This is a genomic window from Variovorax xiamenensis (genome assembly GCF_050916385.1).
Lineage (GTDB): Bacteria > Pseudomonadota > Gammaproteobacteria > Burkholderiales > Burkholderiaceae_C > Variovorax.
This window is the reverse complement of sequence record NZ_CP139038.1, coordinates 4,661,728-4,685,830: the sequence shown is the minus strand read 5'-3', so window position 1 is coordinate 4,685,830 and position 24,103 is coordinate 4,661,728. Positions and strand designations below refer to the sequence as shown.

Below are 24,103 nucleotides of genomic sequence, written 5' to 3'. Positions count from 1 at the left end.
GGATGGTGCTGCCGGCCTACTGACAGCGTCTTGTCAGTAGCCTGTCACCACGGATGAAAAAAGCCCGCGCTGCTCGGGGAGAGCAGGCGCGGGCTCGTGTGGGGCGGTGCCCCGGGGATCAGAGGACGTCGCTGGCGAAATCGGCCAGTCGCGAGCGTTCGCCGCGCGCCAGCGTGATGTGCCCGCCGTGCGGCCAGCCCTTGAACTTGTCGACCGCGAAGGTCAGGCCCGAGGAGCCTTCCGTCAGGTACGGCGTGTCGATCTGCGCGAGGTTGCCCATGCAGATGATCTTCGTGCCGGGGCCGGCGCGGGTGATCAGCGTCTTCATCTGCTTGGGCGTGAGGTTCTGCGCCTCGTCGATGATCACGTACTTGTTGAGGAAGGTGCGCCCGCGCATGAAGTTCATGCTCTTGACCTTGATGCGGCTGCGGATCAGCTCGTTGGTGGCCGCGCGGCCCCACTCGCCGGCACCGCCGCCGTCGCCCTTGGCCAGGAACTCGAGGTTGTCGTCGAGCGCACCCATCCAGGGGCCCATCTTTTCTTCTTCGGTGCCGGGCAGGAAGCCGATGTCCTCGCCCACGCTCACGGTGGCGCGGGTCATGATGATCTCGGTGTAGCGGCGGTCGTCGAGCACCTGCGTGAGGCCGGAGGCCAGCGCCATCAGGGTTTTGCCGGTGCCGGCGGTGCCGGTCAGCGTGACGAAGTCGATCTCCGGGTCCATCAGCAGGTTCATCGCGAAGTTCTGTTCGCGGTTGCGGGTGTTCACGCCCCACACGGCGTTCTTGCCCGAGCTGTAGTCCTTGAGCGTCTTGAGCACCGCGGTCTTGTCGCGGATCTCGGTGACGCGGGCATACATGCTCGGCTCGCCCGGTGCCTCGAAGTACACGAACTGGTTGATGAACAGGTTCGGCACCAGCGGACCGCTGATCCGGTAGAAGGTGCTGCTGCCGCTTTGCCAGCTCTCGACGGTCTTGCTCTGGCGCGTCCAGAAGTCGGCGGGCAGCGCGAGCGAGCCGGCGTAGAGCAGGTCGCCGTCTTCCAGTGTCTTGTCGTTCTGGTAGTCGTCGGCGGCCAAGCCGAGGGCGCGCGCCTTGACGCGCATGTTGATGTCCTTCGACACCAGCACGACTTCCCGCTTGGGCTGGCCCGGACGGTCCTTGGCATATTCGTCGCGCAGTGCGTGCACAACGCCGAGGATCTGGTTGTCGGCCTTGCCCTGGGGCAGGCTGATCGGCAGCGAGTAGTCGAGCGGGGCGGTCTGGAAGAACAGGCGTCCGCCGGCCTCGCGATGGCCGGTGGTGTCGAGCTTCAGGCCCTTGTCGATGTCGGCGTCCTGGGCGGCTGCCAGCGCGTCGAGCGTGCGGCTGGTCTGGCGGCCGTTGCGAGCGACTTCGGTGGTGCCCTTCTTGTGGCCGTCGAGCTCCTCCAGCACGATCATCGGCAGGAAGATGTCGTGTTCCTCGAAGCGGAACAGGCACATCGGGTCGTGCAGCAGCACGTTCGTGTCGAGCACGAACAGCTTGGCTGGACCGGTCGATTTGCTGCGCTTGGCGCGTGCCGGCGGCTGCGGAGCCGTTGCGGGAGCCGGGGCAGGTTCGACGGCCGGCGCCTTGGTTTCGACCTGGACGAGCGCCTGCGGCTGCGGCGCGCTCACCGGTGCGGGTGCGGGCGCAGCCTTCGATTTGGTCCGGCGGGCCGGACGCACGGCGGCGCCACCGCCGGCGCCTTCTGCGCCGAGGCTGTCGAACAGCTCCAGCGGCTGCGGGCTGCGCGCCGCGGCTTCGTCAGCACGCGAATCACCGGAACGGCGCGAGCCCCGGTGCGAGGACCGGGCGGGCGCATCGAGTGCGTCCGGGGAGAGCAATGCAGCGCGTTTCGTGGGGGCGGGGGGCAGTGGCATGTGTCAGATCGCTCGCAGAGAGTGGGAACCAGAAAACGAAAAAGCCGCCTGAAGACCAAGGCGGCTTTGTTCGGAGGATGCGGTCGTGGAGCTCAACGGCATGAGGCCATTATGCACACCGCGGATTACGCGCCGGGAGCTCTTTACGCACCGCGTTGGGCATTTCCCACGCCAGGGCGGAAAAGCGTGTGGCCGGCTCGCCGGGAGGCGCTCAGGCAGCCTTCTTGAGGGCCTTGACGGCCTTGAGCACGTCGTCGACATGGCCAGGGACCTTGAGCCCGCGCCATTCGGCCTTCAGGATGCCGTCGGCGCCGATCAGGAAGGTGCTGCGCTCGATGCCCTTGACCTTCTTGCCGTACATGATCTTGTTCTTGACCACGCCGAACATGTGGCACATTTTTTCTTCGGTATCGGCGATGAGTTCGAAGGGCAGCTCGAGCTTGGCCTTGAATTCGTCGTGCGACTTCATGTTGTCGCGGGACACGCCGAACACCGTGGCACCGGCCTTTTCGAAGTCCTTGTAACGATCGCGGAACTGCATCGCTTCGGTGGTGCAGCCCGGAGTGTTATCTTTCGGGTAAAAATACATGACCAGCACGTGGCCGAGATGCGAGGTATTCGAGACCTTGATGCCGCCCGTGGCGTTGGCGTCGAATTCAGGAATGGGTTTGTTGACAACGATCGCCATGAAACTTGTTTTCTCCGTTAGATTCCGCTCCTGAGCCCTCTCGCCCCGTTTCGCACAGGGCTTGCTCAAGGAATGGAGGATTGGTCGTTGCTAACTTTGGGGTAGCTGGCCTGTTCGCAACCCGGTATTTTACCCCGAAAACACCCCCATCAGCCACCCACGGGGCTCTCCACGAGGAGGGCTGCGATCACGTGCCGGCCTTCTCCGGCCAGGATGTTGTAGGTCCGGCAGGCTGCTGCGGTGTCCATTGTTTCGACGCCGGTGCGCTGGGCCATCAGCGGCTTCAGCCAGGCGGGCTGGGGGAAGCGGATGCGGTTTCCGCTGCCGAAGATGATCAATTCGGCGCCCAGGGATGCCAATTGCGCGAAATGTTCGGGGCCGATCTGGTCGAAGCTCGAACAATTCCATTCGAAGCGCTCGCCGCGCGAGCCGACAACGACGCTGCCTTCGACTTTTTCGTTGTTGATCGCCACCCAGCCGGGACCGTGTGCGGTGAGAGACTGAGCGTCGGATTTGTCGGGCTGGAGCTTCATCTGGGCACTGGGAACTGTGGTCAAATTATAGGTTTTCCCTAGTGCCACGGGGCTCGCAAGGGCCTTTGATTCCGCGTAAGCAAACTCTAACCCGCGCCCGGGAGGGCCCTTTGAAGCAGCTCAAGAAATCGGCCAAGCTGGCCAACGTTCTCTATGACATCCGCGGCCCCATCATGGACGCCGCCAAGCAGATGGAAGAGGACGGCCAGAAGATCATCAAGCTCAACATCGGCAACCTCGCCGTGTTCGGTTTCGATGCTCCCGAGGAAATCCAGCAGGACATGATCCGCAACCTGCCCACCTCGGCCGGTTACTCCGACAGCAAGGGCGTCTTCGCGGCACGCAAGGCGGTGATGCACGAGACGCAGAAGCAGGGTGTGGTCGGCGTCACCCTGGACGACATCTACCTCGGCAACGGAGCCAGCGAGCTGATCGCGATGTCCACGAACGCACTGCTCAACGACGGCGACGAGCTGCTGCTGCCGGCCCCCGACTACCCGCTGTGGACCGCCTCCACCAGCCTCTCCGGCGGTACGCCGGTGCACTACCTGTGCGACGAGGCCAACGGCTGGATGCCGAACCTCGACGACATCCGCGCCAAGATCACGCCGCGCACCAAGGGCATCGTGGTCATCAATCCGAACAACCCGACGGGCGCGCTGTACTCCGACGACCTGCTCAGGAGCATCGTGGGCATCGCGCGCGAGCACGGCCTCGTGATCTTCGCCGACGAGGTCTACGACAAGGTGCTGTATGACGGGGTGAAGCACACCGCCATCGCCAGCCTGTCGACCGATGTGCTCACGCTCACCTTCAATTCGCTGTCCAAGAGCTACCGCTCGTGCGGCTACCGCGCCGGCTGGCTGGTGGTCTCGGGCGACAAGCGCAGCGCACAGGACTACATCGAGGGCCTGAACATGCTCTCGAACATGCGCCTGTGCGCCAACGTGCCGGGCCAGTGGGCCATCCAGACGGCACTCGGCGGCTACCAGAGCATCAACGACCTCGTGTGCGACGGCGGGCGCCTGCGCCGCCAGCGCGACCTGGCCTACGAGCTGATCACCGCGATCCCCGGCGTGAGCTGCGTCAAGCCGAGCGCCGCGCTCTACATGTTCCCCAAGCTCGATCCGGAGGTCTATCCGATCGAGGACGACCGCCAGTTCTTCCTCGAGCTGCTGAAGGAAACACGCGTGATGCTGGTGCAGGGCACCGGCTTCAACTGGGCCACTCCTGATCACTTCCGCATCGTGTTCCTGCCCCACGAGGACGACCTGCGCGAGGCCATCAACCGCATCGCCAGGTTCCTGGAGCAGTACCGCTTGCGACGCAAGCAGCGAGCATGACGCCCGCCCGCATCGCTGCCGCCGCGGCGCTGTCGTTCGCCGCGCTGTCCGCTGGCGCCGCCGGCAAGGAGGGCGTCTCGTTCTCGCACAACGACTGGGAACTGGCCTGCGACAACACCCGCACCTGCCGCGCGGCCGGCTACCAGGTGGAGAGCGGGAGCGCTCTGGAGCCGGTGTCGATGCTCATCACCCGCAATGCGGGCCCCGGAACTCCCATCGAAATCGACCTGCAGACCGGCGGCCAGGCAGATGCCAAGGGCTCGATGCGCTTCAAGGTCGGCAAGGCCACTTTGTCCGGTCTCAAGGACGGTGCCGTCAGCCTCGACCAGGCGCAAATCCGCACCGTGCTGCCCGAACTGCTCAAGGGTGACGACGCCACGCTCACGGACAGCGGCGGACACAAGTGGGTTCTTTCGCTTGCCGGCCTCAACGCCGTGCTGCTGAAGATGGACGAGGCTCAGGGCCGCGTCGGTACGCCCGGCGCGCTGGTGCGCCGCGGCAACAAGCCCGAATCCTCCGTGCTGCCGCCGGTGCCGGCGCCTGTCGTGAACGTGGTCGTGCCGCCCAAGGCGCGCGCCGGCGACGACGCATTGGCCGCGCGCATCTTCCCTTCCCTGAAGCTGGACAGCGTCAAGGAAGCCTGCAACAACCACGACGATTTCAACGCCAAGTCGCTGAACGTCACGCGCCTGACCGACCGCAAGGTGCTGCTGTCCTTCGGCTGCGGCATGGGCGCCTACAACTACACCAGCCTGCTCTGGATCGCCAACGACAAGCCGCCCTACGCGCCCGTCGCCATCGAGGCGAACGGCGACTTCGACGAGAAGGACGCCAGCGTCACGTCCTCCATGAAGGGACGTGGCGTCGGCGACTGCTGGTCGAGCGAGACCTGGAGCTTCAACGGCAAGGACTTCGTGCGCACCGCCGCCGCGGGCGACGGCATGTGCCGCGGCTTCGCGGGCGGTGCCTGGAGCCTGCCGCGCTATGTCACCCGCGTGGAGCTTTCCGAGCCGTCCGCCACCCCATCCAAACCCTGAACGCCATAAGTGCGACTCTCCCAATGAAACCCATCCAAGTAGGCCTGCTCGGTGCAGGCACGGTCGGCAGCGGCACCTTCAAGGTGCTCCAGCGCAACCAGGAAGAAATCAAGCGTCGCGCAGGCCGCGGCATCGAGATCACCATGGTGGCCGACCTCGACACCGCCCGTGCCCGCGAAGTGGCAGGCGAGGGCGTCAAGGTGGTGAGCGATGCGCGCGAAGTCATCGCCAACCCCGAGATCGACATCGTCATCGAGCTCATCGGCGGCTACGGCATCGCGAAGCAGCTCGTGCTCGAGGCCATCGCGGCCGGCAAGCACGTGGTCACGGCCAACAAGGCGCTGCTGGCGGTGCACGGTACCGAGATCTTCGCGGCCGCGCACGCCAAGGGCGTGATGGTGGCCTTCGAGGCCGCGGTGGCCGGCGGCATCCCGATCATCAAGGCGCTGCGCGAAGGCCTCACGGCCAACAGCATCCAGTGGCTGGCCGGCATCATCAACGGCACCACCAACTTCATCCTCTCGGAGATGCGCGACAAGGGCCTGGACTTCGCGACCGTGCTGAAGGAGGCGCAGCGCCTGGGCTACGCCGAAGCCGACCCGACCTTCGACATCGAGGGCGTGGACGCGGGCCACAAGGTCACGCTGATGAGCGCCATCGCCTTCGGCATCCCGGTGCAGTTCGACAAGGCCCACATCGAGGGCATCACCAAGCTCGCCGCGCAGGACATCAAGTACGCCGAGCAGCTGGGCTACCGCATCAAGCTGCTGGGCGTGACCAAGCGCACCGCCAAGGGCATCGAGCTGCGCGTGCATCCCTCGCTGGTGCCGTCGAAGCGCCTGCTGGCCAACGTCGAGGGCGCGATGAACGCGGTGGTGGTGCACGGCGACGCCGTGGGCACCACGCTCTACTACGGCAAGGGCGCGGGCAGCGAGCCGACCGCCAGTGCCGTGATCGCCGACCTGGTCGACATCACCCGCCTGCACACGGCAGACGCCGCGCACCGCGTGCCGCACCTGGCCTTCCACCCCGACGCGATGAGCGACCTGCAGGTGCTGCCGATGTCCGAAGTCGTCACCAGCTACTACCTGCGCCTGCGCGTGGCCGACCAGGCCGGCGTGCTCGCCAAGGTCACGGGCCTGCTCGCCACCGCCGGCATCAGCATCGACGCCGTGCTGCAGCGCGAAGCCGACGAGGTGGGCGGCGAGGGCTCGACGCAGACCGACCTGATCATCCTCACGCACGACGCGCGCGAAGGCACCGTCAACGACGTGCTGGCCGAGCTGCAGGCGCTGCCGACCGTGCTGGAGCCGATCGTGCGCATCCGCAAGGAAGAGCTGTCCTGAGCTGATCGTCGCCATGGAATGCCGCCGTGCCCACGCTCATCGCCACATTCGCGCTGGTCGGATTGCTCCGCTTCGCGCACGTGGAAATGCCGCGCTGGCACCTGGCGTTCTGGTTCGCGGTGCTGGTCGTGCTGGCCTTGTTCGCCAGCCTCGGCTGGCGGCAGCTCGTGCTCAACGGCGCGGGCAGCTTTCTCGCGGCCTGGGCGTATTTCTCGGCGCTCGATGCGACCGACAACGTCGAGTACCGCGTCCCGCACTACTTCATTCTTTTCTTCGGCATGCTGGCGCTGATCGGCTCCCGCTTCTGGCTTGATCTGCGCCACTATGGAATTGGCCTCTAGGAACATCCCGTGAACTACCTGAGCACCCGCGGCCACCCCGACCGCAAGCGCTTCTGCGAAATCCTCCTCGAAGGCCTCGCGCCCGATGGCGGCCTCTACCTGCCCGAGCAATACCCGCAGGTCGATACCGCCACGCTCGCCAAATGGCGCAATCTGCCGTACGCCGAGCTGGCCTTCGAGATCCTGTCGCTCTACATCGACGACATCCCGTCGGCCGACCTGAAGGCGATCTGCGCGAAGACCTATACCGCCGAGGTGTTCGGCACGGACGAGATCGTTCCGCTGCGCGAGCTGGAAGACGGCGTGTACCTCGAAGCCCTGTCCAACGGCCCCACGCTGGCCTTCAAGGACATGGCGATGCAGCTGCTGGGCAACCTGTTCGAGTACGAGCTGGCCCGCCGCGGCGCCGAGCTCAACATCCTGGGCGCCACCAGCGGCGACACCGGCAGCGCGGCCGAGTACGCCATGCGCGGCAAGAAGGGCGTGCGCGTCTTCATGACCTCGCCCGACGGCCGGATGAGCCCGTTCCAGCAGGCGCAGATGTTCAGCCTGCAGGACGCCAACATCCACAACATCGCCATCACCGGCGTGTTCGACGACTGCCAGGACATCGTCAAGGCGGTGTCGAACGACCTGGCCTTCAAGCGCAAGTACCGCATCGGCACGGTCAACTCGATCAACTGGGCGCGGCTGCTGGCGCAGGTCGTCTACTACTTCGCCGGCTACTTCCAGGCTACCGCGAGCAACGACAAGCCGGTGAGCTTCACCGTGCCTTCGGGCAACTTCGGCAACGTCTGCGCGGGCCACGTGGCACGCTCGATGGGCCTGCCGATCCACACGCTGGTGGTTGCCACCAACGAGAACGACGTGCTCGACGAGTTCTTCCGCACCGGCGTGTACCGCGTGCGCGGCGCCGTCGACACGCACGAGACCTCCAGCCCGTCGATGGACATCAGCAAGGCCAGCAACTTCGAGCGCTTCGTGTTCGACCTGGTCGGCCGCGACCCGGCAAAGCTGCGCAAGCTGTTCGTGGACGACCTGGGCCTGAACGGCAGCTTCGACCTGAGCGCCGACCCGGCGTTTGCGCAGGCCGCCGGCCGCTTCGGCTTCCGCAGCGGCCGCAGCACGCATGCCGACCGCCTGGCCACCATCCGCGACACCGACAAGCGCTTCGCCACGCTGGTTGATCCGCACACGGCCGACGGCCTCAAGGCCGCGCGCGAGCAGCTCACCCCCGGAGTGCCGATGGTGGTACTCGAAACGGCGTTGCCCATCAAGTTCGCGGCCACGCTGGTCGAGGCGCTGGGCGAAGAGCCAGCGCGTCCAAAGAAGTTCGAGGGCATCGAGGCGCTGCCCAAGCGCGTCGTCAAGCTGCCGGCCGACGCAGAGACCGTCAAGGCCTACATCGCCGAGCACTGTGACTGAGCACGGTCGGGGCCTCGCATGAAGGTCGTCGGTTTCGCCGGCTACTCGGGCGCGGGCAAGACCACGCTGCTCGAGCGCCTCATCCCCGCGCTCAAGCGGCTCGGCCAGCGCGTGTCGGTGGTCAAGCACGCGCACCACAAGTTCGACATCGATCATCCCGGCAAGGACACGTACCGCCACCGCGAGGCCGGTGCCTTCGAGGTGGTCGTCGCGTCCGACAAGCGGCTGGCGGTGATGCGCGAGTTCGAGACTCCCGTCGAACTCGACGTGCACCAGCTGCTGGCCGAGGCGCATCCGGCCGCCGACTGGGTGCTGGTCGAGGGCTTTCGCCACAGCGACCTGCCCAAGATCGAGATCTGGCGCGAGCCGGAGGCGGGCGAGCCCGTGCGGCCCGTGCTGTACCCCGACGATCCCTTCGTCGTCGCCGTGGCCACCGATGCGCCGGCCAGCCTGCCGTCGCCCACCGAGCGGCCGCTCTTCGACCTCAACGACGCCGAGGCCATTGCGAAGTGGTTGATCGACAGCGGGGAGCGCTTCGAATACAACCCCGATCACCATGGCTGATTCACCCGTTCCCTTCGCCGCTTCGTCCTCGCGTCCGCCGCTGATGCCTCTCGACGAGGCGATCGCGACGCTGCTCGCGAAGGCGGCGCCGGTGCTGCCTACCGAAAGCGTCGGCACCTTCGACGCCGATGGCCGCGTGCTGGCGCAGGATCTCGTTTCCGGCCTCACGGTGCCGCCGCGCGACAACAGCGCGATGGACGGTTACGCCGTGCGCGTCGCCGACTGCGCCGCGCCGGGCGCCGAACTGAAGGTGGCGCAGCGCATTCCCGCCGGCACCGTGGGCACGCGGCTCATGCCCGGCACCGCGGCGCGCATCTTCACCGGCGCGCAGATTCCCGAGGGCGCCGATGCCGTCGTGATGCAGGAAGACACCGCCGCCACGCCGCAGGAAGGCAGCCTGGGTTCGGTGCGCATCGCCATCGTCCCGGCCGTCGGCCAGTGGATTCGCCGCGCCGGCGAGGACGTGGCCTCCGGCGACGTCGTGCTCAGGAAGGGCGAACGCCTGACGCCCGCCGCGCTGGGCCTCGCGGCCAGCGTCGGCTTCGACCGCCTGCAGGTCGCGCGCAAGCCGCGCGTGGCGATGCTCTCCACCGGCGACGAACTGGTGATGCCCGGCGAGGTCGCGCCCGACGCGATGAAGCCCGGCGCCATCTACAACTCCAACCGCTTCTTCATGCGGGCCCTGCTGCACCGCCTGGGCTGCGAGGTGAACGACCTGGGCATCGTGCCCGACAACCGCGAAGCCACCATCGTGGCGCTGCGCGACGCTGCCGAGGCGAGCGACCTGATCATCACGACCGGCGGCGTTTCCGTCGGTGAGGAAGACCACATCCGCGCCGCGCTGCAGTCGCTGGGCGAGCTGCAGCTGTGGTCGCTGTCGATGAAGCCCGGCAAGCCCTTCGCCTACGGCTCCATCGCGCGCAGCAGCGGGCAGGGCGCCTGCCATGTGACGGGGCTGCCGGGCAACCCGGTGTCGAGCTTCCTCACCTTCCTGATGCTGGTGAGGCCCTTCCTTCTGACGCTGCAGGGCGCCACGCGCGTTGCGCCAGAGGCGGTGAAGATCCGCGCCGATTTCGACTGGCTGCGAGCCGACAAGCGCCGCGAGTTCCTGCGCGTGCGGCGCAATGCGGCCGGCGGCCTCGACCTATTCGGCAACCAGAGTTCGGGCGTGCTTACCTCGATGGTCTGGGGCGACGGCGTGGTCGACAACCCGGCGGGCAGGACGATCAAGTCGGGCGACGTCGTCGACTTCATTCCCTTCGCATCGCTGCTGGGCTGAATCGCATGAAAGTCCAGGTCCGTTATTTCGCCTCGGTGCGCGAGGCGCTTTCCAGCAGCGGCGAAGCCGTCGAGACGCGAGCCGAAACGCTTTCGGCCCTGCGCGACGAGCTCATCGGCAGGGGCGGCGCCTACGCCACCGCGCTTGCTCGCGGCAAGGCGGTGCGCATGGCGCTCGACCAGGTCATGAGCGATGAAGCCGCGGCCCTGCGAGAAGGCTGCGAAGTAGCCTTCTTCCCGCCGGTCACGGGCGGCTGAGCCGGGCGTCCAGCGCCACAAGGCGCTCGCGCAGGCTGCCGGACGCACGGGTCATCGGCGAGCGCAACTCGTCGGCCATCTCGCCCAAGTGGGCCAGCAGCGCCTTCAGCGGGCCGGGGTTGGGCTCGGCGAACAGCAGTTCCACCAGCGGCTGCAGCGACTGCCATTCGGCGCGTGCCTCGGCCAGCCGGTTGTCCGCCAGCAGCTTCACCAGTTGCACAAAGCGCCGCGTCTGCACATTGCCGCTGGCCGCGATGGCGCCCACGCCGCCTTCGGCCATGGTGCCGAAGATCTGGTGGTCCTCGCCCGTCAGCACCTGCAGCCGGCCATCGGCGATCACCGCGCGCGTCTTGGCCATGTCGCCGCCGCAGTCCTTGATGCCGCGGATGCGGGGATGCTCGGCCAGCGCCAGCAGCGTCTCGCGGGCGATGGTGACGCCGGTGCGGTAGGGAATGTCGTAGACCAGCACGGGCACCGAGCTGGCGTCCGCGATGGTATGGAACCATTCGAGCAGGCCGGCCTGCGAGGGGCGCACATAGTGCGGCGCAGCCACCAGAAGGCCCGCCAGCGGGCGTTCGGAGAGCTTGCGTGCCCAGGCCGTGGCCTTGCCCAGGTGATAGCCGGAAATCCCCATCACGACCGGTAGGCCGCCGGCCGCGCCCAGCACCGTGTCGAGCACGGCCAGCTGCTCGGTCTCGTCGAGCGCGGCGGCCTCGCCGGTGGAGCCGCAGGGCACGAAGCCCGTCACGCCGTCGTCGGCGAGGCGCCGGACAAGCTCGGCGAGGGCGGTGTGGTCGACCGCGCCGTCGCGGAACGGAGTGACGAGGGCCACCCAGAAACCGGAAAAGTCGGGGGTGTCGGGGCTTGGTTGTTGTTGAGGCACGCGGGCTTCCTTTCAGGAATCGACCGATGGAAAGAACCACCGTCCGATGCGCGCGCAACCCGGGAGGGGCCAAAGCCTTCTGCAGGTTCCGTCGCTCATCCGACGACGGAACCTCGGCTCCGGTCAGACGAGCTTTGGTTTTTTGGCTTTGTTGCTGCTGCTTTGGCTCTGGCGGCGGCCTTCGGGGTGCGAAGGCACCGGGAAGAGCGTGGGCGTGGCGAGGCAGGGCATCGGCACAGTCTATCGCGATGCCACAATTCGGACATGAGCGTTGCGCGTGTTTCGATCCAGACGAACGATTTCGACCTCTCGCGGGAGGTCGCCACGTTGCGCGACGGCGACAAACGCGTGGGCGCCATTTGCAGCTTCGTCGGCACGGTACGCGACCGCAACGACGGCAGCAGCGTCTCGTCGATGGAGCTGGAGCACTACCCCGGCATGACCGAGAAGGCCATCGAGGCCATGATCGACGAGGCCCACCGCCGCTTCGACATCCTGGGCGCGCGCGTGATCCATCGCGTCGGGCTGCTGCAGCCCGAAGACCAGATCATGATGGTGGCGGTGGTCTCGGCCCATCGCGGCCAGAGCTTCGAGGCCTGCGAGTTCCTGATGGATTACTTGAAGACCCAGGCGCCCTTCTGGAAGAAGGAGCAGACGCCCGAAGGCGCCCGCTGGGTCGATGCGCGCGTGGCCGACGACGCGGCACTGGCGCGCTGGGGCATCAGCGCCCCGAACGCCTGAGAACCCTGTTCAGAGTGGCTTGAAGCCGCTCGATTGAATGATCTTTTCCCAGGTCTGCGTGTACGTGCGCACACGGCCCGCGAACTGGCCCTGCGGCTCGTAGCCCACCGTCAGGCCCATCGTCGTGAGCTTCTGCTTCACGTCGGGCATGGCCAGCACCTTCTGCAGCGCGTCGCCGTACTTGTCGATGATCGGCTGCGGCGTGCCCACGGGCGCGAAGATGCCGTAGTAGGGCAGGTCCTCCAGGTTCGAGAAGCCCAGCTCGGTGAAGGTCGGCACGTTCGGGATCACCGCCTGCCGCTTGGAGCCGATGGAGGCCACGATGCGCACCTTGCCCGCCTTGTGGTTCTCGATGAAGTCCGGCACCGAGGCGATGCCCGCGGTGATCTGGTTGCCCAGCATGTCGGCCGTCATGGGCGCGCTGCCGCGGTAGGGCGCGGGCTGAACGTCGATCTTGTACTTGTCGGAGATCATCTTCACCAGGAACTCCGGAATCGAGGCCGGCGCCGGGATGCCGATGGTTTCCTTGCCGCCCTTCTGCGTGCGGACCCACTTCACGTACTCGTCGATGCTCTTGGCCGGCGTGCCGCCCGACACGGCCAGCACGTTGGCGAAGGTGGCGAAGCCGGCCACGGGCACGAAGTCGGTGGCGGGGTTGAAGCCCGGGTTCTTCACCACCTGCGGCAGGATCGAGATGGTGTGGTCGTGCGACAGGAACAGCGTGTGGCCGTCGGCGGAGGAAGACTTCAGCACCGTCGCCGCGATCTGACCGCCCGCGCCGGCGCGGTTCTCGACCACCACCGGCACGCCCAGCACGTCCTTGAGTTTTTCGCCCAGCGTGCGTGCAATGGCGTCGGTGCCGGCACCGGCGGGGAAGCCCACCAGCAGGCGGATCGGCGTGCCGCTCTGGGCGTGGGCCGGTGCCAGCGCGGCACCCGACAGACCCAGCGCCAGCAGCATTTGCACCCCGAGCGACACGACATTGCGCCTTGAAAAGGACATGATGGACTCCAAAAACAGCAGAAGTGGAAAGAACAAGAAAAAGCCCCGCAAGCGCTTTTGCACTTGAAGGGACGGCCGACGGCCCTATTTTGAATGCAGGAATCAAGCCATGCGACAAGACAAACTCACCACCAAATTTCAGGAAGCACTGGGCGACGCGCAGTCGCTCGCACTGGGCAACGACAACGCCTACATCGAACCGGCACACCTGCTGGTCGCGATGCTGCGCCAGGACGACGGCCCGCGCGCCCTGCTGGAGCGTGCCGGCGTCAACGTGCCGGGCCTGACGCAGGCGGCCGAGGCCGCCATCAAGAAGCTGCCGCAGGTGCAGGGCCACGACATCGTGCAGGTCGGCCCCGAGCTCGGCAAGCTGCTGCAGGCCACCGAGAAGGAAGCCATCAAGCGCAATGACCAGTTCATCGCCGGCGAACTCTTCCTGCTGGCGCTGGCCGACAGCAAGGCCGACATCGGCAAGATCGCCAAGGAAAACGGCCTGAGCCGCAAGTCGCTCGAGGCCGCCATCGACGCCGTGCGCGGCGGGCAGGGCGTGAACAGCGCCGACGCCGAAGGCCAGCGCGAAGCCCTCAAGAAATACACCCTCGATCTCACCGAGCGCGCCCGGCTGGGCAAGCTCGACCCGGTCATCGGCCGCGACGAGGAAATCCGCCGCGCCATCCAGGTGCTGCAACGCCGCACCAAGAACAACCCAGTGCTCATCGGCGAACCCGGCGTGGGCAAGACCGCCATCGTCGAAGGCCTCGCGCAACGCATCGTCGCGGGCGAGGTGCCCGATTCGCTCAAGGGCAAGCGCGTGCTGTCGCTCGACATGGCCGCGCTGCTGGCCGGTGCCAAGTTCCGTGGCGAATTCGAGGAGCGCCTGAAGACCGTGCTCAACGAACTCGCGAAGGACGAAGGCCAGACCATCGTCTTCATCGACGAGCTGCACACCATGGTGGGCGCCGGCAAGGCCGAGGGCGCCATGGACGCGGGCAACATGCTCAAGCCGGCGCTCGCGCGCGGCGAGCTGCACTGCGTGGGCGCCACCACGCTCGACGAGTACCGCAAGTACATCGAGAAAGATGCCGCCCTGGAGCGCCGCTTCCAGAAGATCATCGTGGGTGAGCCCAGCGTGGAGGCCACCATCGCCATCCTGCGCGGCCTGCAGGAGAAGTACGAAGTGCACCACGGCGTGCAGATCACCGACCCGGCCATCGTGGCCGCGGCCGAGCTGTCCGACCGCTACATCACCGACCGCTTCCTGCCCGACAAGGCCATCGACCTGATCGACGAGGCCGCGGCCAAGATCAAGATCGAGATGGACTCCAAGCCCGAGGTCATGGACCGCCTCGACCGCCGGCTGATCCAGCTGCAGATCGAGCGCGAAGCCGTGCGCCGCGAGAAGGACGAGGCCTCGCAGAAGCGCCTCGGCCTGATCGAGGACGAGATCGAGAAGCTGCAGAAGGAAATCGCCGACTACGACGAGATCTGGCAGGCCGAGAAGGCCCAGGCCCAAGGCAGCGCGCAGGTGCGCGAAGACGTGGACAAGATCAAGTTCCAGATCGAGGAATGGAAGCGCAAGGGCGACTTCAACAAGGTCGCCGAGCTCCAGTACGGCCAGCTGCCGGCGCTCGAGAAGCGCCTGAAGGAAGCCGAGGCCAGCGAGGCGAGCAAGGGCAAGTCCAGCGCGCCCACGCTGCTGCGCACGCAGGTCGGCTCGGAAGAAATCGCCGAGGTCGTGGCGCGCGCCACCGGCATTCCGGTCGCCAAGCTGATGCAGGGCGAGCGCGACAAGCTGCTCGTGATGGAAGACAAGCTGCACGAGCGCGTGGTCGGCCAAGACGAGGCCATCGGCGCGGTCGCCAACGCGATCCGCCGCTCGCGCTCGGGCCTGTCCGATCCGAACCGCCCGACCGGCTCGTTCCTGTTTCTCGGCCCCACGGGCGTGGGCAAGACCGAGCTGTGCAAGGCGCTCGCGGGCTTCCTGTTCGACAGCGAAGACCACCTGATCCGCATCGACATGAGCGAGTTCATGGAGAAGCATTCGGTCGCACGCCTGATCGGCGCGCCGCCGGGCTACGTGGGCTACGAGGAGGGCGGCTACCTCACGGAAGCCGTGCGCCGCAAGCCCTACAGCGTGGTGCTGCTCGACGAGGTCGAGAAGGCCCACCCGGACGTGTTCAACGTGCTGCTGCAGGTGCTCGACGATGGCCGCCTCACCGACGGCCAGGGCCGTACCGTGGACTTCAAGAACACCGTGATCGTGATGACGAGCAACATCGGCTCGCCCATCATCCAGGCCATGGTGGGCAAGCCCTCGGAAGAGATCAAGGAAGCGGTGTGGGACGAGCTGAAGAACTACTTCCGCCCCGAGTTCCTGAACCGCATCGACGAAACGGTCGTGTTCCATGCGCTCGACGCGAAGAACATCGAATCGATCGCCGCGATCCAGCTCAAGGTGCTGCAGGCGCGGCTCGCGAAGATGGATCTTGGCCTGGAGGTTTCTCCGGCGGCGCTGGCGGAGATCGCCAAGGTCGGCTTCGACCCGGTGTTCGGCGCGCGTCCGCTGAAGCGCGCGATCCAGCAGCGCATCGAGAACCCGCTGTCGAAGCTGCTGCTCGACGGAAGCTTCGGGCCGAAGGACACGATCGAGGTCACGACCGACCCGATCCAGTCGCCCGGCCAGTTCGCCTTCCGAAAGGCGGGGGAACCAACGGCGGCTGCTTCGGCCTAAAGTCGGATGATGAACTTCGTAATACGCGTCATTCTTCTGCTCCTGGGGCTGGTTTTCGCGGCCAGCCTGGCTGTTGCGGTCATGCTGCTGGCGGCCGTCTGGGGCGTTCGCTACGCCTGGGGGCGCCTCACGGGCAAGCCCGTGACCCCATGGGTCATGCGCTTCAACCCCCGCTCGGGCTTCGACCGATTTCGCAATGCGGCACAGCCGGCCGAACCGACCGCTGCCGACGTTGCCAACGCCCGGGCACGCGGCGAATCGGTGGAGCGCCCGGTGCGCATCCGAGGCAGCGCCAGCGACGTGACCGACGTTTCGCCCAAATCGGTCTCTCCGCGCGGCTGACCGGTCGCCACCCGGCGCTATTTCGGGCGCGACAGCCGGTCGCGCCGTTCGCCGTCAGAATCGTCCTCCTGGAGCCGCGGCTCGCCAGCCGCGGCTTTTTGCTTTCATCCAGGAGAGACATTCCATGACTTCGCGCGACATCTTCGTGGTCGGCACCGCCCGCACCGCCATCGGCACCTTCGGCGGCTCGCTGAAGGACGTGCCCAACACCCAGTTTGCCACCACCGCCGTCAAGGCCGCCATCGAGCGCAGCGGCGTCGCGGCCGATGCCATCGGCCATGTGGTCATGGGCAACGTGATCCCCACCGACGTGAAGGACGCCTACCTGAGCCGCGTGGCGGCCATCGACGCGGGCTGCCCCATCGAGACGCCGGCCTTCAACGTCAACCGCCTCTGCGGTTCGGGCCTGCAGGCCATCGTGTCGGCGGCGCAGGCCATCGCGCTGGGCGACTGCGACATCGCCATCGGCGGCGGTTCGGAGTCGATGAGCCGCGGCCCGTACTTCGACACCTCGGCACGCTACGGCGCGCGCATGGGCGATGCGGTGCTGGTCGACTACATGCTCGGCATCCTTCACGACCCGTGGGAGAAGATCCACATGGGCATCACGGCGGAAAACGTGGCCGCGCGCTACGACATCACGCGCGATCAGATGGACGAGCTGGCCGTGAGCAGCCAGCAGCGCGCTGCGGCCGCCATCGCGGCGGGCCGCTTCAAGGAGCAGATCGTTCCGGTCGAGGTGAAGACGCGCAAGGGCGTCGTGCTGTTCGACACCGACGAGCACGTGCGCGCCGACACCACCGTCGAGACGCTGTCGAAGATGAAGCCCGCGTTCAAGAAGGACGGCCTCGTCACCGCCGGCAATGCCTCGGGCATCAACGACGGCGCGGCTGCCGTGGTGCTGGCCAGCGGCGAGAGCGTCAAGGCGCGCGGCCTGAAGCCGCTGGCGCGCCTGGTGGGCTACGCGCACGCCGGCGTCGAGCCCGCGTACATGGGCATCGGCCCGGTGCCCGCCACGCGCAAGGTGCTGGAGCGCACCGGCCTGAAGGTGAGCGACTTCGACGTGATCGAGTCGAACGAAGCCTTCGCGGCGCAGGCCTGCGCGGTCATCAAGGAGCTGGGCTTCGATCCCGCCAAGGTCAATCCGAACGGCTCGGGCATTTCGCTGGGCCATCCTGTGGGCGCGACCGGCGCGATCATCACGACGAAGGCGATCGCCGAGTTGCAGCGCACTGGCGGTCGCTATGCGCTGGTCACGATGTGCATCGGCGGCGGGCAGGGCATCGCGGCCGTCTTCGAACGAGTCTGAGCGCGTGCTTCATCCGCCCGTCCTGATCGACCCCGATGAGGTCGACTTCAGCGCCATCCGGGCGCAGGGCGCGGGCGGGCAGAACGTCAACAAGGTGTCGAGCGCGGTGCACCTGCGCTACGACATCCATGCCAGCTCATTGCCGGCCGACGTGAAGGAGCGGCTGCTCGCGCTGCGCGACAGCCGCATCACGCAGGAAGGCGTGTTCGTGCTCAAGGCGCAGCAGCACCGCACGCAGGAGATGAACCGCGCCGACGCGCTCGCGCGGCTGCAGGCGGTGGTCGACAGCGTCGCCGTCGCTCCTCGCGTGCGGCGCGCGACCAAGCCCACCTACGGTTCGAAGCAGCGCCGGCTCGAAGGCAAAAGCCAGCGTTCGCAGATCAAGAGCCTGCGCGGGCCGGTGCGGGACTGAGCTCGCCGCCACCGCCGCGCAGCCGGCGGATCTGCAGCCCCACGCCGATCAGGTACAGCACGAGCAGCACCCCGGTGATCGCCTTGAGCTCCGGCGCGTCGGCATTCGGCAACAGCGGGGCACCGAGCGGCAGGCGCGTCAGCGTTTCGGTGAAGGCCGGGATCCAGTGGAACAGGAAGCTCGCCGAGAACGCGATGGCCTCGACGTAGCGCGCCCACTTCCCGAAGAGAGCGCCCCGCCCGGCGAGCGCGCCCACGGCCAGCGCGAGCAGCGTGATGATGCCCAACGCATGCGGCTTGCCGAAGCCGCCGTGCTGGAAGATGCCGAAGGCCGTGAGGCAGGTCAGCACGGTGGTCCACACGAAGAGCCGGCCGAGGCCGGTGCGCATGGTGATTTCCTTGCAGCGAAGCAGGGCCAGCAGCCCCGCAACGACGGCGACCAGGCTGATCGCGGTGTGAACGGTCCCCAGGGACGTGAGTCCCAGCCATCCTGTCGGTGCCATGCAGGCCTCCTCGCTCGAGTCGTGGTGCGGCATTCTGGCTCGTTGCAACGAATTTGTATCCATCTGGGAGGAATTGAGTGCAAAAGGCCCTGCTTTACGGGGTTGAAACATCCGCCGATCACAATCGCACTCATGAGAAGGTTCTTTCCGCGCGCCGTGCTGGCCGCGTTCCTGCTGGCGCCGGCCTCGGCGCTCCTGACCGGATGCGGTCCTGGAGCGGCGGCGCAACGGGACGCAAACGCCACCGCACCCGCCGAGCTCAAGTGGGAAGAACTGATCCCCAAGAGTTGGGACCCGACCAGGCGCTACCGCAACATCAGCCTCGAGGCCCTGCGCGACAACGATCCGCGCGCGATCCAGATGCTCGACGAGATGCGCGCCGTCTGGGACAACGCGCCCGTCAACGTGGCTCTCGACGGCAAGGCCGGCAAGCTCGCCGGCTTCGTCGTGCCGCTGGACAACACGCAGGAAGGCATCCGTGAGTTCCTGCTGGTGCCTTACTTCGGCGCCTGCATCCACACCCCGCCGCCGCCCGCCAACCAGATCGTGCACGTGGTCGCCGCCTCGGTCGTCAAGGGCCTGCACGCGATGGACACCGTGTACGTGAGCGGCACGCTGAAGGCCGCGCGCTACTCGTCGGAAGACATGGGCGTGAGCGGCTACGAGATCAAGTCGGCCACGGTCGAGCGCTTCGTGGCGAAGCAGCCGCAGTAGCCGCCGTGCCGCAATGGCAGCGCCGGCCGGCTGGCTAACCGACCATGCGCTGCGACAGGAAGTCCAGGAACGACGTGATGCGCGCCGACAGCTGCGTGTTGCGGTAGTACACGGCATTCACCGGCTGGCGCACGTCCGCCGTCTCCTTCACAAGCACCTGCACCAGCGAGCCATTGGCGCGGTCGATGCCCGTCATGAAGTCCGACAGGCAGACGATGCCCACGCCCGCCAGGGCCAGCTGGCGCAGCGTTTCTCCGCTCGACGCAACCAGCGTGGGCGCGATGTTCCATTCGTCGCCGTGCACGCCGCGCAGCGGCCAGCGGTTCAGCGACTCGGGCTGCGTGAAGCCCAGCAGCGTATGTTCGGCCAGGTCGGCCACCTTGCGCGGTTTGCCGTGCGTTTCGAGGTACGCCGGGCTCGCGAGCACGCGCAGCCTGTGCGTGCCCAGCGGCCGCGCATGCAGCGTGGAATCGCGCAGCGGGCCGATGCGGATCGCCACGTCGGTGCGGCGCTCCAGCAGGTCGATGGGCAGGTCGTCGGTGTCGAGCTCCAGGCTGATCTGCGGATAGAGCCTGCGGAACTCCGGCACCAGCGGCACGATGGCATGCAGCATGAAGGGCGAGGCCGCGTTCACTCGCAGCCGGCCGGCGGGCTGCTGGCGGCGCGCGGCCATCTGCTCTTCCGCATCGTCGATGGCATCGAGGATCGCGCGCGTGCGCTGCAGGAAGGCCGCGCCTTCCTCCGTGAGTTCGAGCCGCCGCGTGGTGCGGCGAAGCAGCGTGGTGTCGAGCTTCTGCTCGAGCCGGCTCAGCGCGCGGCTGATGCCCGAGACGGTCTGCGACAGCTGCTCCGACGCGGCCGTGATCGAGCCCGTGTCCACCACCGTGCGGAACGCGACGAGTTCTTCGATGGTGGTCTTCATGGGCGCTGGCGCCTCAGGCGGCGGCTTCCTGCTGCGCCGGCACTTCGACGCGCGGCATCAGCGCCGCGAGCGCCTCGCCGTCGGTGCGGTAGCTGAAGAGCATCGGCCCCGGCGCCAGCAGGCCGGCGCTTTCCAGCACCTGCATCGCGGGCAGCTTCATGCCGCTCAGGTGCAGGCGGATGCCCTTGGATTCCATCATCCGGCGGATCGACCCGAACACCTCGGCGCCGGTGATGTCGATGCGGTTGATAGGCTGCGCGAACAGGCACACGTCGGTGAGCCCGGGCTGCTCGGCCACTGCCACCGTGAGCGCGCGTTCGAGCGTGGAGGCGGAGGCGAAGTCGAGTTCGGCGTCCATGCGCAGCGCATAGAGATTCGGCGCCAGCGGCGGCAGCTTCCACAGGTGGCGGTCGCGCAGGCTGCCGTCGGGATGCAGGCCCACCTCGATGATGCGCGGGTGCAGGTGGCGGTACATGTAGTGCGCCAGGGCGGCCAGCAGGCCGCCGAGCACGCCCCAGTAGATGCTGGGCGCGGTCGCGATGGTCAGCACGAAGGTGCCGAAGGCGATGCCCGCCTCGATGCGCGAGATGCGCCACAGCGCGGTGAAGCTCGCCGGCTTCACCAGTCCGAGGATGGCCGTGACCACCACCGCCGCCAGCACCGCCTGCGGCACGTGGTAGAGCAGCGGCATCAGCCACAGCAGCGCGCCTGCGACGACGACCACGCTGAAGAGCGTCGCCCAGCCGGTCTGCGCGCCCGCATACAGCGTGATCGCCGAACGCGAGAACGACGAGCTGGTGGGAAACGCGCCCGTGAAGCCCGAGGCCAGCTTGGCCAGGCCCTGGCCGATCAGGTCCTGGTTTTCGTTCCAGAGCGTGCCGGCGCGTGCGTTGTCGACCTTGGCGCTGGACGCCGTCTCTAGAAAGCTCACCAGCGTGATCATCAGCGCCGGCAGCACCAGCGCACTGAAGGTGCTCACCGGCAGCAGCCCGGGCCAGTAGAACGAGGGCAGGCCCGAGGGCAGAGTGCCCACCACCGCGCCGCCGCGCAGCGCGTAGTCGATCAGCCAGCTGATGGCGGCCGCGCCGGCCACCAGCGCCATGGTGGTCGGAAAGCGCGGCAGCAGGCGCTTGCCCAGCCACAGCACCGCAATGCTGCCGAGGCCGAATGCGATGGCCACGAGGTCGGGCAGCGGCCCGCCCTGCAGCACCTGCGGAATCGTTCGACCGGTGAAACCGAGCAGCGCCGGCAACTGCGAGATGGCGATCAGCACCGCCGCGCCCTGCGTGAAGCCGATGAGCACCGGCGAATTCACCAGCCGCAGCAGCCAGCCGAAGCGCCCCGCGCCCAGCACGATCTGGATCGCGCCCGACATCAGCGTGAGCCACACCGCCATCGCCACCCACTCGGCGCTGCCCGCCACGGCCAGCGGAGCGAGCGAGGCGCCGACCAGCAGGCTGGTGAGCGCCGTAGGCCCCACCGACAGCCGCTGCGACGAGCTGAACATCACCGCGATCAGCGCCGGGAACAGCGCCGCGTACACGCCCGTGACCAGCGGCATGCCCGCCAGCGCCGCATAGGCCACGCCCTGCGGAATGACCATCAGCGCCACGGTGATGCCGGCCATCGCCTCGTTGCGCAGCAGCGCTGCGGAAGGGCGGGGCCAGGCCAGGCAGGGAACCCAGCGGGACAGGCGCTGGCGCAGGGAGGGAGAGGGGGCAGCCGGAGTCATGGATGTTTGCGGGCGCACGGGAGAAAACTGCAGGCACATGCGCGGTGCGCCGCGCGGGAGCGATGCGGAATGCGGAGCGGGGTCAGATCAGCGAAGTGGCGTTCTTGAGCACGTAGTCGCAGGCCTTTTCCTTGACCTTCGACGACAGGCCCTTGAAGTTCAGCGACTTGCCGTCGCCGCCCTGCAGCAGACCCTTGGCGCCGCTGGCGAAGCCGGTCTCCTGCTTCTTCTGCCCGGTGATCTTGGCGAGCAGCTTGTCCTTCACCGAGGCCGCATCGCCGCCCAGGTAGTTGTTCTTCACGCAGTACTGCAGCACGCCGGCCGCGTTGCCCATGGTGCTGGTGCCGATGGCGGGCATCTTGAAGCCCAGGCTGCTGCCCAGGTTGCCGAGCGCCGATCCGCCTGCGCTGTTGCTGCCGGCGCCGCCTTGCGAGTTGGCGGTGGCCGCCTCGCCGGCTTTTTCCTTCAGCTGGTCGAGCAGGTTGTTGGCTTGTGCCGAAGCCCCTGCGGCGAGCAGCGCGAGGGCGATGAGGGTGGAACGGGCGTGCATGTTGTCCTCCTGTCGGTAGCGTGGTGGAAAGCGGCCACCAGCATAACGGAGACGCCGGGGCCAAGCCCCGGCTGCAGTCGCCCTCGCGCCTGTGTTTACTTCGAACGTGGAGGGCGCTTTTCGAGCAGCGGTGCGCTGGTGCCTTGCACGCCGACCAGGCCGAGCACCGTCACCAGCGAGTTCTGCGCGCCCTTCCAGCCGTCGGTCACGTCGATCCATTCGCTGAGCGCGTGGAAGCCGCCGGTCTTGCCGCCGCCGCCGATGATGATGGCCGGGATGCCCAGCGACATCGGCACGTTGGCGTCGGTGCTCGCGCCGGTCAGCAGCGTCTTGTGGCCGAAGGCCGAATTAGAGCGCGTGGCCGCCTCGACGATCACGGTGTCCGACTGCGTGCGGCCGCCCGGACGGTCGCCGATGAGCTTGGTGCTCACGCTCAGCGTGTTGACGTTCCAGCGCTTGTTCTCCTCGACCACGGCTTCGTCGATGGCCGCGAGGATCTTCTTCTCGGTCTCGAGCAGCGGCGCCATGTCGTCGGAGCGGATGTCGACCGCCATGCGCGCGTCCGGCGCGATGGTGTTGACCGAGGTGCCGCCGCCGACCGTGCCGACCGTGAACGTCGTCTTCGGGAAGCTCGGCGTGCGGATGTCGGCGATCTTCGCGATGGCGCGCCCCATGCCGTGGATGGCGCTCGGCACCTGGCCGAAGGCGCCGTAGCTGTGGCCGCCCGGGCCCTTGAAGGTCACTTCGTAGCGGTGGCTGCCCGTGCCCAGCATCAGCACCGTGCCGTCGGGCGCGGGCTCGAGGCCGACCATGCCGTCGATGTCGAGGTTGTCGCGAAAGATCGCCTTGATGCCGCGCAGGTTGCCGAGCTCTTCCTCGCCCACGTTGCCCACGAAGAGCAGGTCGCCCACCGTCTGGATCTTGTTGTCGTTGAGCACCTTGAGCCACGACAGCAGCACCGACAGGCCGCGCGTGTCGTCGGAGATGCCGGGCGCGTAGAGCTTGCCGTCGCGCTCCTTGACCTTCACGTCGGTGCCGGCGGGGAAGACTGTGTCGAGGTGAGCCGAGATCAGCAGCTTCGGCCCGTTGCCCGTGCCCTTGCGCAGGCCGACCACGTTGCCTTCGGCGTCGATCTTCGCGTCCGAGAGGCCGAGGGCCTTCATGCGGGCCAGGAAGGCCTCGGCGCGCTTCTGTTCCTTGAAGGGCGGGGCCTCGATCTCGGTGAGCATCTTGAGGTCTTCGACCGAGCGATCGTGGTCTGCCTTCACGGCCTCCAGCAGCTTCTGGATGGCGGGCGAGGCCATCAGCTGGGTGTAGGCCTTGTCCACTTCGGGCCGCACCTGGGTGGGCGTGGCCGCGACGCTGCCGTTCTGGGCATGGGCGAGGCCCGTGGCGGCGGAGGCCAGGGCGAGGACGATCGGAGCGAGGCGAAGCGACACGGAGCGGGGCATGGTGCGGAATGTCCTTGTAGAGGGGCCGGATACGAGGCGACGCCGGTGCGGCGTCGTCAGCGATTCTTATGGCTGTGTTAAGTGCGCGCTCTGGTTTAA

General features: G+C 67.4%; 24 protein-coding genes. 14 read left to right on the top strand and 10 right to left on the bottom strand.

Annotated elements, in window-relative coordinates:
• Positions 1 to 118: 118 nt before the first annotated feature.
• From SFB74_RS21375 to SFB74_RS21365, 3 genes are all read right to left on the bottom strand, one after another.
• Entirely contained in the window at positions 119 to 1,900 is a 1,782-nt protein-coding gene (locus SFB74_RS21375) for a PhoH family protein (protein WP_432726293.1), read from the bottom strand.
• 211 nt (positions 1,901 to 2,111) lie between these two features.
• Entirely contained in the window at positions 2,112 to 2,588 is a 477-nt protein-coding gene (locus tag SFB74_RS21370; protein ID WP_019655927.1) for a peroxiredoxin, read from the bottom strand.
• A 149-nt stretch (positions 2,589 to 2,737) separates the two neighbouring features.
• Positions 2,738 to 3,121: an Mth938-like domain-containing protein gene (locus SFB74_RS21365; protein WP_301508310.1), complete on the bottom strand. Its 384-nt coding sequence runs from the start codon at positions 3,119 to 3,121 to the stop codon at positions 2,738 to 2,740.
• 110 nt (positions 3,122 to 3,231) lie between these two features.
• Between SFB74_RS21365 and SFB74_RS21360 the strand changes: the two genes are divergently transcribed.
• From SFB74_RS21360 to SFB74_RS21325, 8 genes are read left to right on the top strand one after another with little or no spacing between them, the layout of a single operon-like run.
• Positions 3,232 to 4,464, top strand: coding sequence for a pyridoxal phosphate-dependent aminotransferase (locus SFB74_RS21360; protein ID WP_432726291.1), 1,233 nt, complete (start codon positions 3,232 to 3,234; stop codon positions 4,462 to 4,464).
• Complete coding sequence (locus SFB74_RS21355; protein ID WP_432726290.1) at positions 4,461 to 5,501, top strand: DUF1176 domain-containing protein; 1,041 nt, start codon at positions 4,461 to 4,463, stop codon at positions 5,499 to 5,501. Before SFB74_RS21360 ends, SFB74_RS21355 begins: the two co-directional genes overlap by 4 nt.
• Positions 5,502 to 5,524: 23 nt before the next feature.
• Entirely contained in the window at positions 5,525 to 6,847 is a 1,323-nt protein-coding gene (locus SFB74_RS21350; RefSeq protein ID WP_432726288.1) for a homoserine dehydrogenase, read from the top strand.
• A gap of 26 nt (positions 6,848 to 6,873) precedes the next feature.
• Positions 6,874 to 7,188, top strand: coding sequence for a response regulator (locus SFB74_RS21345; RefSeq protein WP_432726287.1), 315 nt, complete (start codon positions 6,874 to 6,876; stop codon positions 7,186 to 7,188).
• 9 nt (positions 7,189 to 7,197) lie between these two features.
• Positions 7,198 to 8,613 carry a threonine synthase gene (thrC, locus tag SFB74_RS21340; RefSeq protein ID WP_432726286.1) on the top strand — a complete coding sequence of 472 codons (1,416 nt, stop codon included), beginning with the start codon at positions 7,198 to 7,200 and terminating at the stop codon, positions 8,611 to 8,613.
• Between the two features lie 18 nt (positions 8,614 to 8,631).
• Positions 8,632 to 9,177 carry a molybdopterin-guanine dinucleotide biosynthesis protein B gene (gene mobB / locus SFB74_RS21335; RefSeq protein ID WP_432726285.1) on the top strand — a complete coding sequence of 182 codons (546 nt, stop codon included), beginning with the start codon at positions 8,632 to 8,634 and terminating at the stop codon, positions 9,175 to 9,177.
• A complete protein-coding gene (locus tag SFB74_RS21330) occupies positions 9,170 to 10,456 on the top strand; it encodes a molybdopterin molybdotransferase MoeA (protein WP_432726284.1) in 1,287 nt (428 codons plus the stop codon). The genes mobB and SFB74_RS21330 overlap by 8 nt, the downstream gene beginning before the upstream one ends.
• Positions 10,457 to 10,461: 5 nt before the next feature.
• A complete protein-coding gene (locus tag SFB74_RS21325) occupies positions 10,462 to 10,713 on the top strand; it encodes a MoaD/ThiS family protein (RefSeq protein ID WP_126472821.1) in 252 nt (83 codons plus the stop codon).
• Here SFB74_RS21325 and dapA read toward each other — a convergent pair.
• Entirely contained in the window at positions 10,700 to 11,596 is an 897-nt protein-coding gene (gene dapA / locus SFB74_RS21320) for a 4-hydroxy-tetrahydrodipicolinate synthase (protein WP_432726283.1), read from the bottom strand. The two genes, SFB74_RS21325 and dapA, sit on opposite strands and share 14 nt — an antisense overlap.
• 264 nt (positions 11,597 to 11,860) lie before the next feature.
• Here dapA and SFB74_RS21315 point away from each other — a divergent pair, with 264 nt between their 5' ends.
• Positions 11,861 to 12,337 (top strand): molybdenum cofactor biosynthesis protein MoaE, encoded by a 477-nt coding sequence (locus SFB74_RS21315; protein ID WP_093203291.1) that lies wholly within the window; start codon positions 11,861 to 11,863, stop codon positions 12,335 to 12,337.
• 9 nt (positions 12,338 to 12,346) lie between these two features.
• Here SFB74_RS21315 and SFB74_RS21310 read toward each other — a convergent pair whose 3' ends face one another.
• Positions 12,347 to 13,339 carry a Bug family tripartite tricarboxylate transporter substrate binding protein gene (locus SFB74_RS21310; protein ID WP_432726282.1) on the bottom strand — a complete coding sequence of 331 codons (993 nt, stop codon included), beginning with the start codon at positions 13,337 to 13,339 and terminating at the stop codon, positions 12,347 to 12,349.
• Between the two features lie 109 nt (positions 13,340 to 13,448).
• Between SFB74_RS21310 and clpB the strand changes: the two genes are divergently transcribed.
• The 4 genes from clpB (at position 13,449) to arfB (ending at position 18,133) form a co-directional block, all read left to right on the top strand.
• Positions 13,449 to 16,070, top strand: a complete 2,622-nt coding sequence (gene clpB, locus SFB74_RS21305; protein ID WP_432726281.1) for an ATP-dependent chaperone ClpB — start codon at positions 13,449 to 13,451, stop codon at positions 16,068 to 16,070.
• Between the two features lie 6 nt (positions 16,071 to 16,076).
• Positions 16,077 to 16,412 (top strand): hypothetical protein, encoded by a 336-nt coding sequence (locus SFB74_RS21300; RefSeq protein WP_432726280.1) that lies wholly within the window; start codon positions 16,077 to 16,079, stop codon positions 16,410 to 16,412.
• 124 nt (positions 16,413 to 16,536) lie between these two features.
• The gene (locus tag SFB74_RS21295; protein WP_432726279.1) at positions 16,537 to 17,721 is read left to right on the top strand and encodes an acetyl-CoA C-acyltransferase family protein; all 1,185 of its coding nucleotides are present in this window, start codon (positions 16,537 to 16,539) and stop codon (positions 17,719 to 17,721) included.
• A gap of 4 nt (positions 17,722 to 17,725) precedes the next feature.
• Positions 17,726 to 18,133, top strand: coding sequence for an alternative ribosome rescue aminoacyl-tRNA hydrolase ArfB (gene arfB, locus SFB74_RS21290; protein WP_432726278.1), 408 nt, complete (start codon positions 17,726 to 17,728; stop codon positions 18,131 to 18,133).
• Here arfB and SFB74_RS21285 read toward each other — a convergent pair.
• Positions 18,102 to 18,668 carry a hypothetical protein gene (locus SFB74_RS21285; RefSeq protein WP_432726276.1) on the bottom strand — a complete coding sequence of 189 codons (567 nt, stop codon included), beginning with the start codon at positions 18,666 to 18,668 and terminating at the stop codon, positions 18,102 to 18,104. The two genes, arfB and SFB74_RS21285, sit on opposite strands and share 32 nt — an antisense overlap.
• Positions 18,669 to 18,767: 99 nt before the next feature.
• On the opposite strand from SFB74_RS21285, the gene SFB74_RS21280 reads away from it, so the two are divergent.
• Entirely contained in the window at positions 18,768 to 19,349 is a 582-nt protein-coding gene (locus tag SFB74_RS21280) for a DUF3299 domain-containing protein (RefSeq protein ID WP_432726275.1), read from the top strand.
• Positions 19,350 to 19,383: 34 nt separating this feature from the next.
• Here the strand turns inward: SFB74_RS21280 and SFB74_RS21275 are convergent, their stop codons facing one another.
• From SFB74_RS21275 to SFB74_RS21260, 4 genes are all read right to left on the bottom strand, one after another.
• Complete coding sequence (locus SFB74_RS21275; protein WP_432726274.1) at positions 19,384 to 20,271, bottom strand: LysR substrate-binding domain-containing protein; 888 nt, start codon at positions 20,269 to 20,271, stop codon at positions 19,384 to 19,386.
• A 13-nt stretch (positions 20,272 to 20,284) separates the two neighbouring features.
• Positions 20,285 to 22,003, bottom strand: a complete 1,719-nt coding sequence (locus SFB74_RS21270; protein WP_432726273.1) for a SulP family inorganic anion transporter — start codon at positions 22,001 to 22,003, stop codon at positions 20,285 to 20,287.
• Between the two features lie 82 nt (positions 22,004 to 22,085).
• The gene (locus tag SFB74_RS21265; protein ID WP_432726272.1) at positions 22,086 to 22,553 is read right to left on the bottom strand and encodes a DUF2501 domain-containing protein; all 468 of its coding nucleotides are present in this window, start codon (positions 22,551 to 22,553) and stop codon (positions 22,086 to 22,088) included.
• 95 nt (positions 22,554 to 22,648) lie between these two features.
• Complete coding sequence (locus tag SFB74_RS21260; RefSeq protein WP_432726271.1) at positions 22,649 to 24,004, bottom strand: M20/M25/M40 family metallo-hydrolase; 1,356 nt, start codon at positions 24,002 to 24,004, stop codon at positions 22,649 to 22,651.
• Positions 24,005 to 24,103 lie beyond the last annotated feature (99 nt).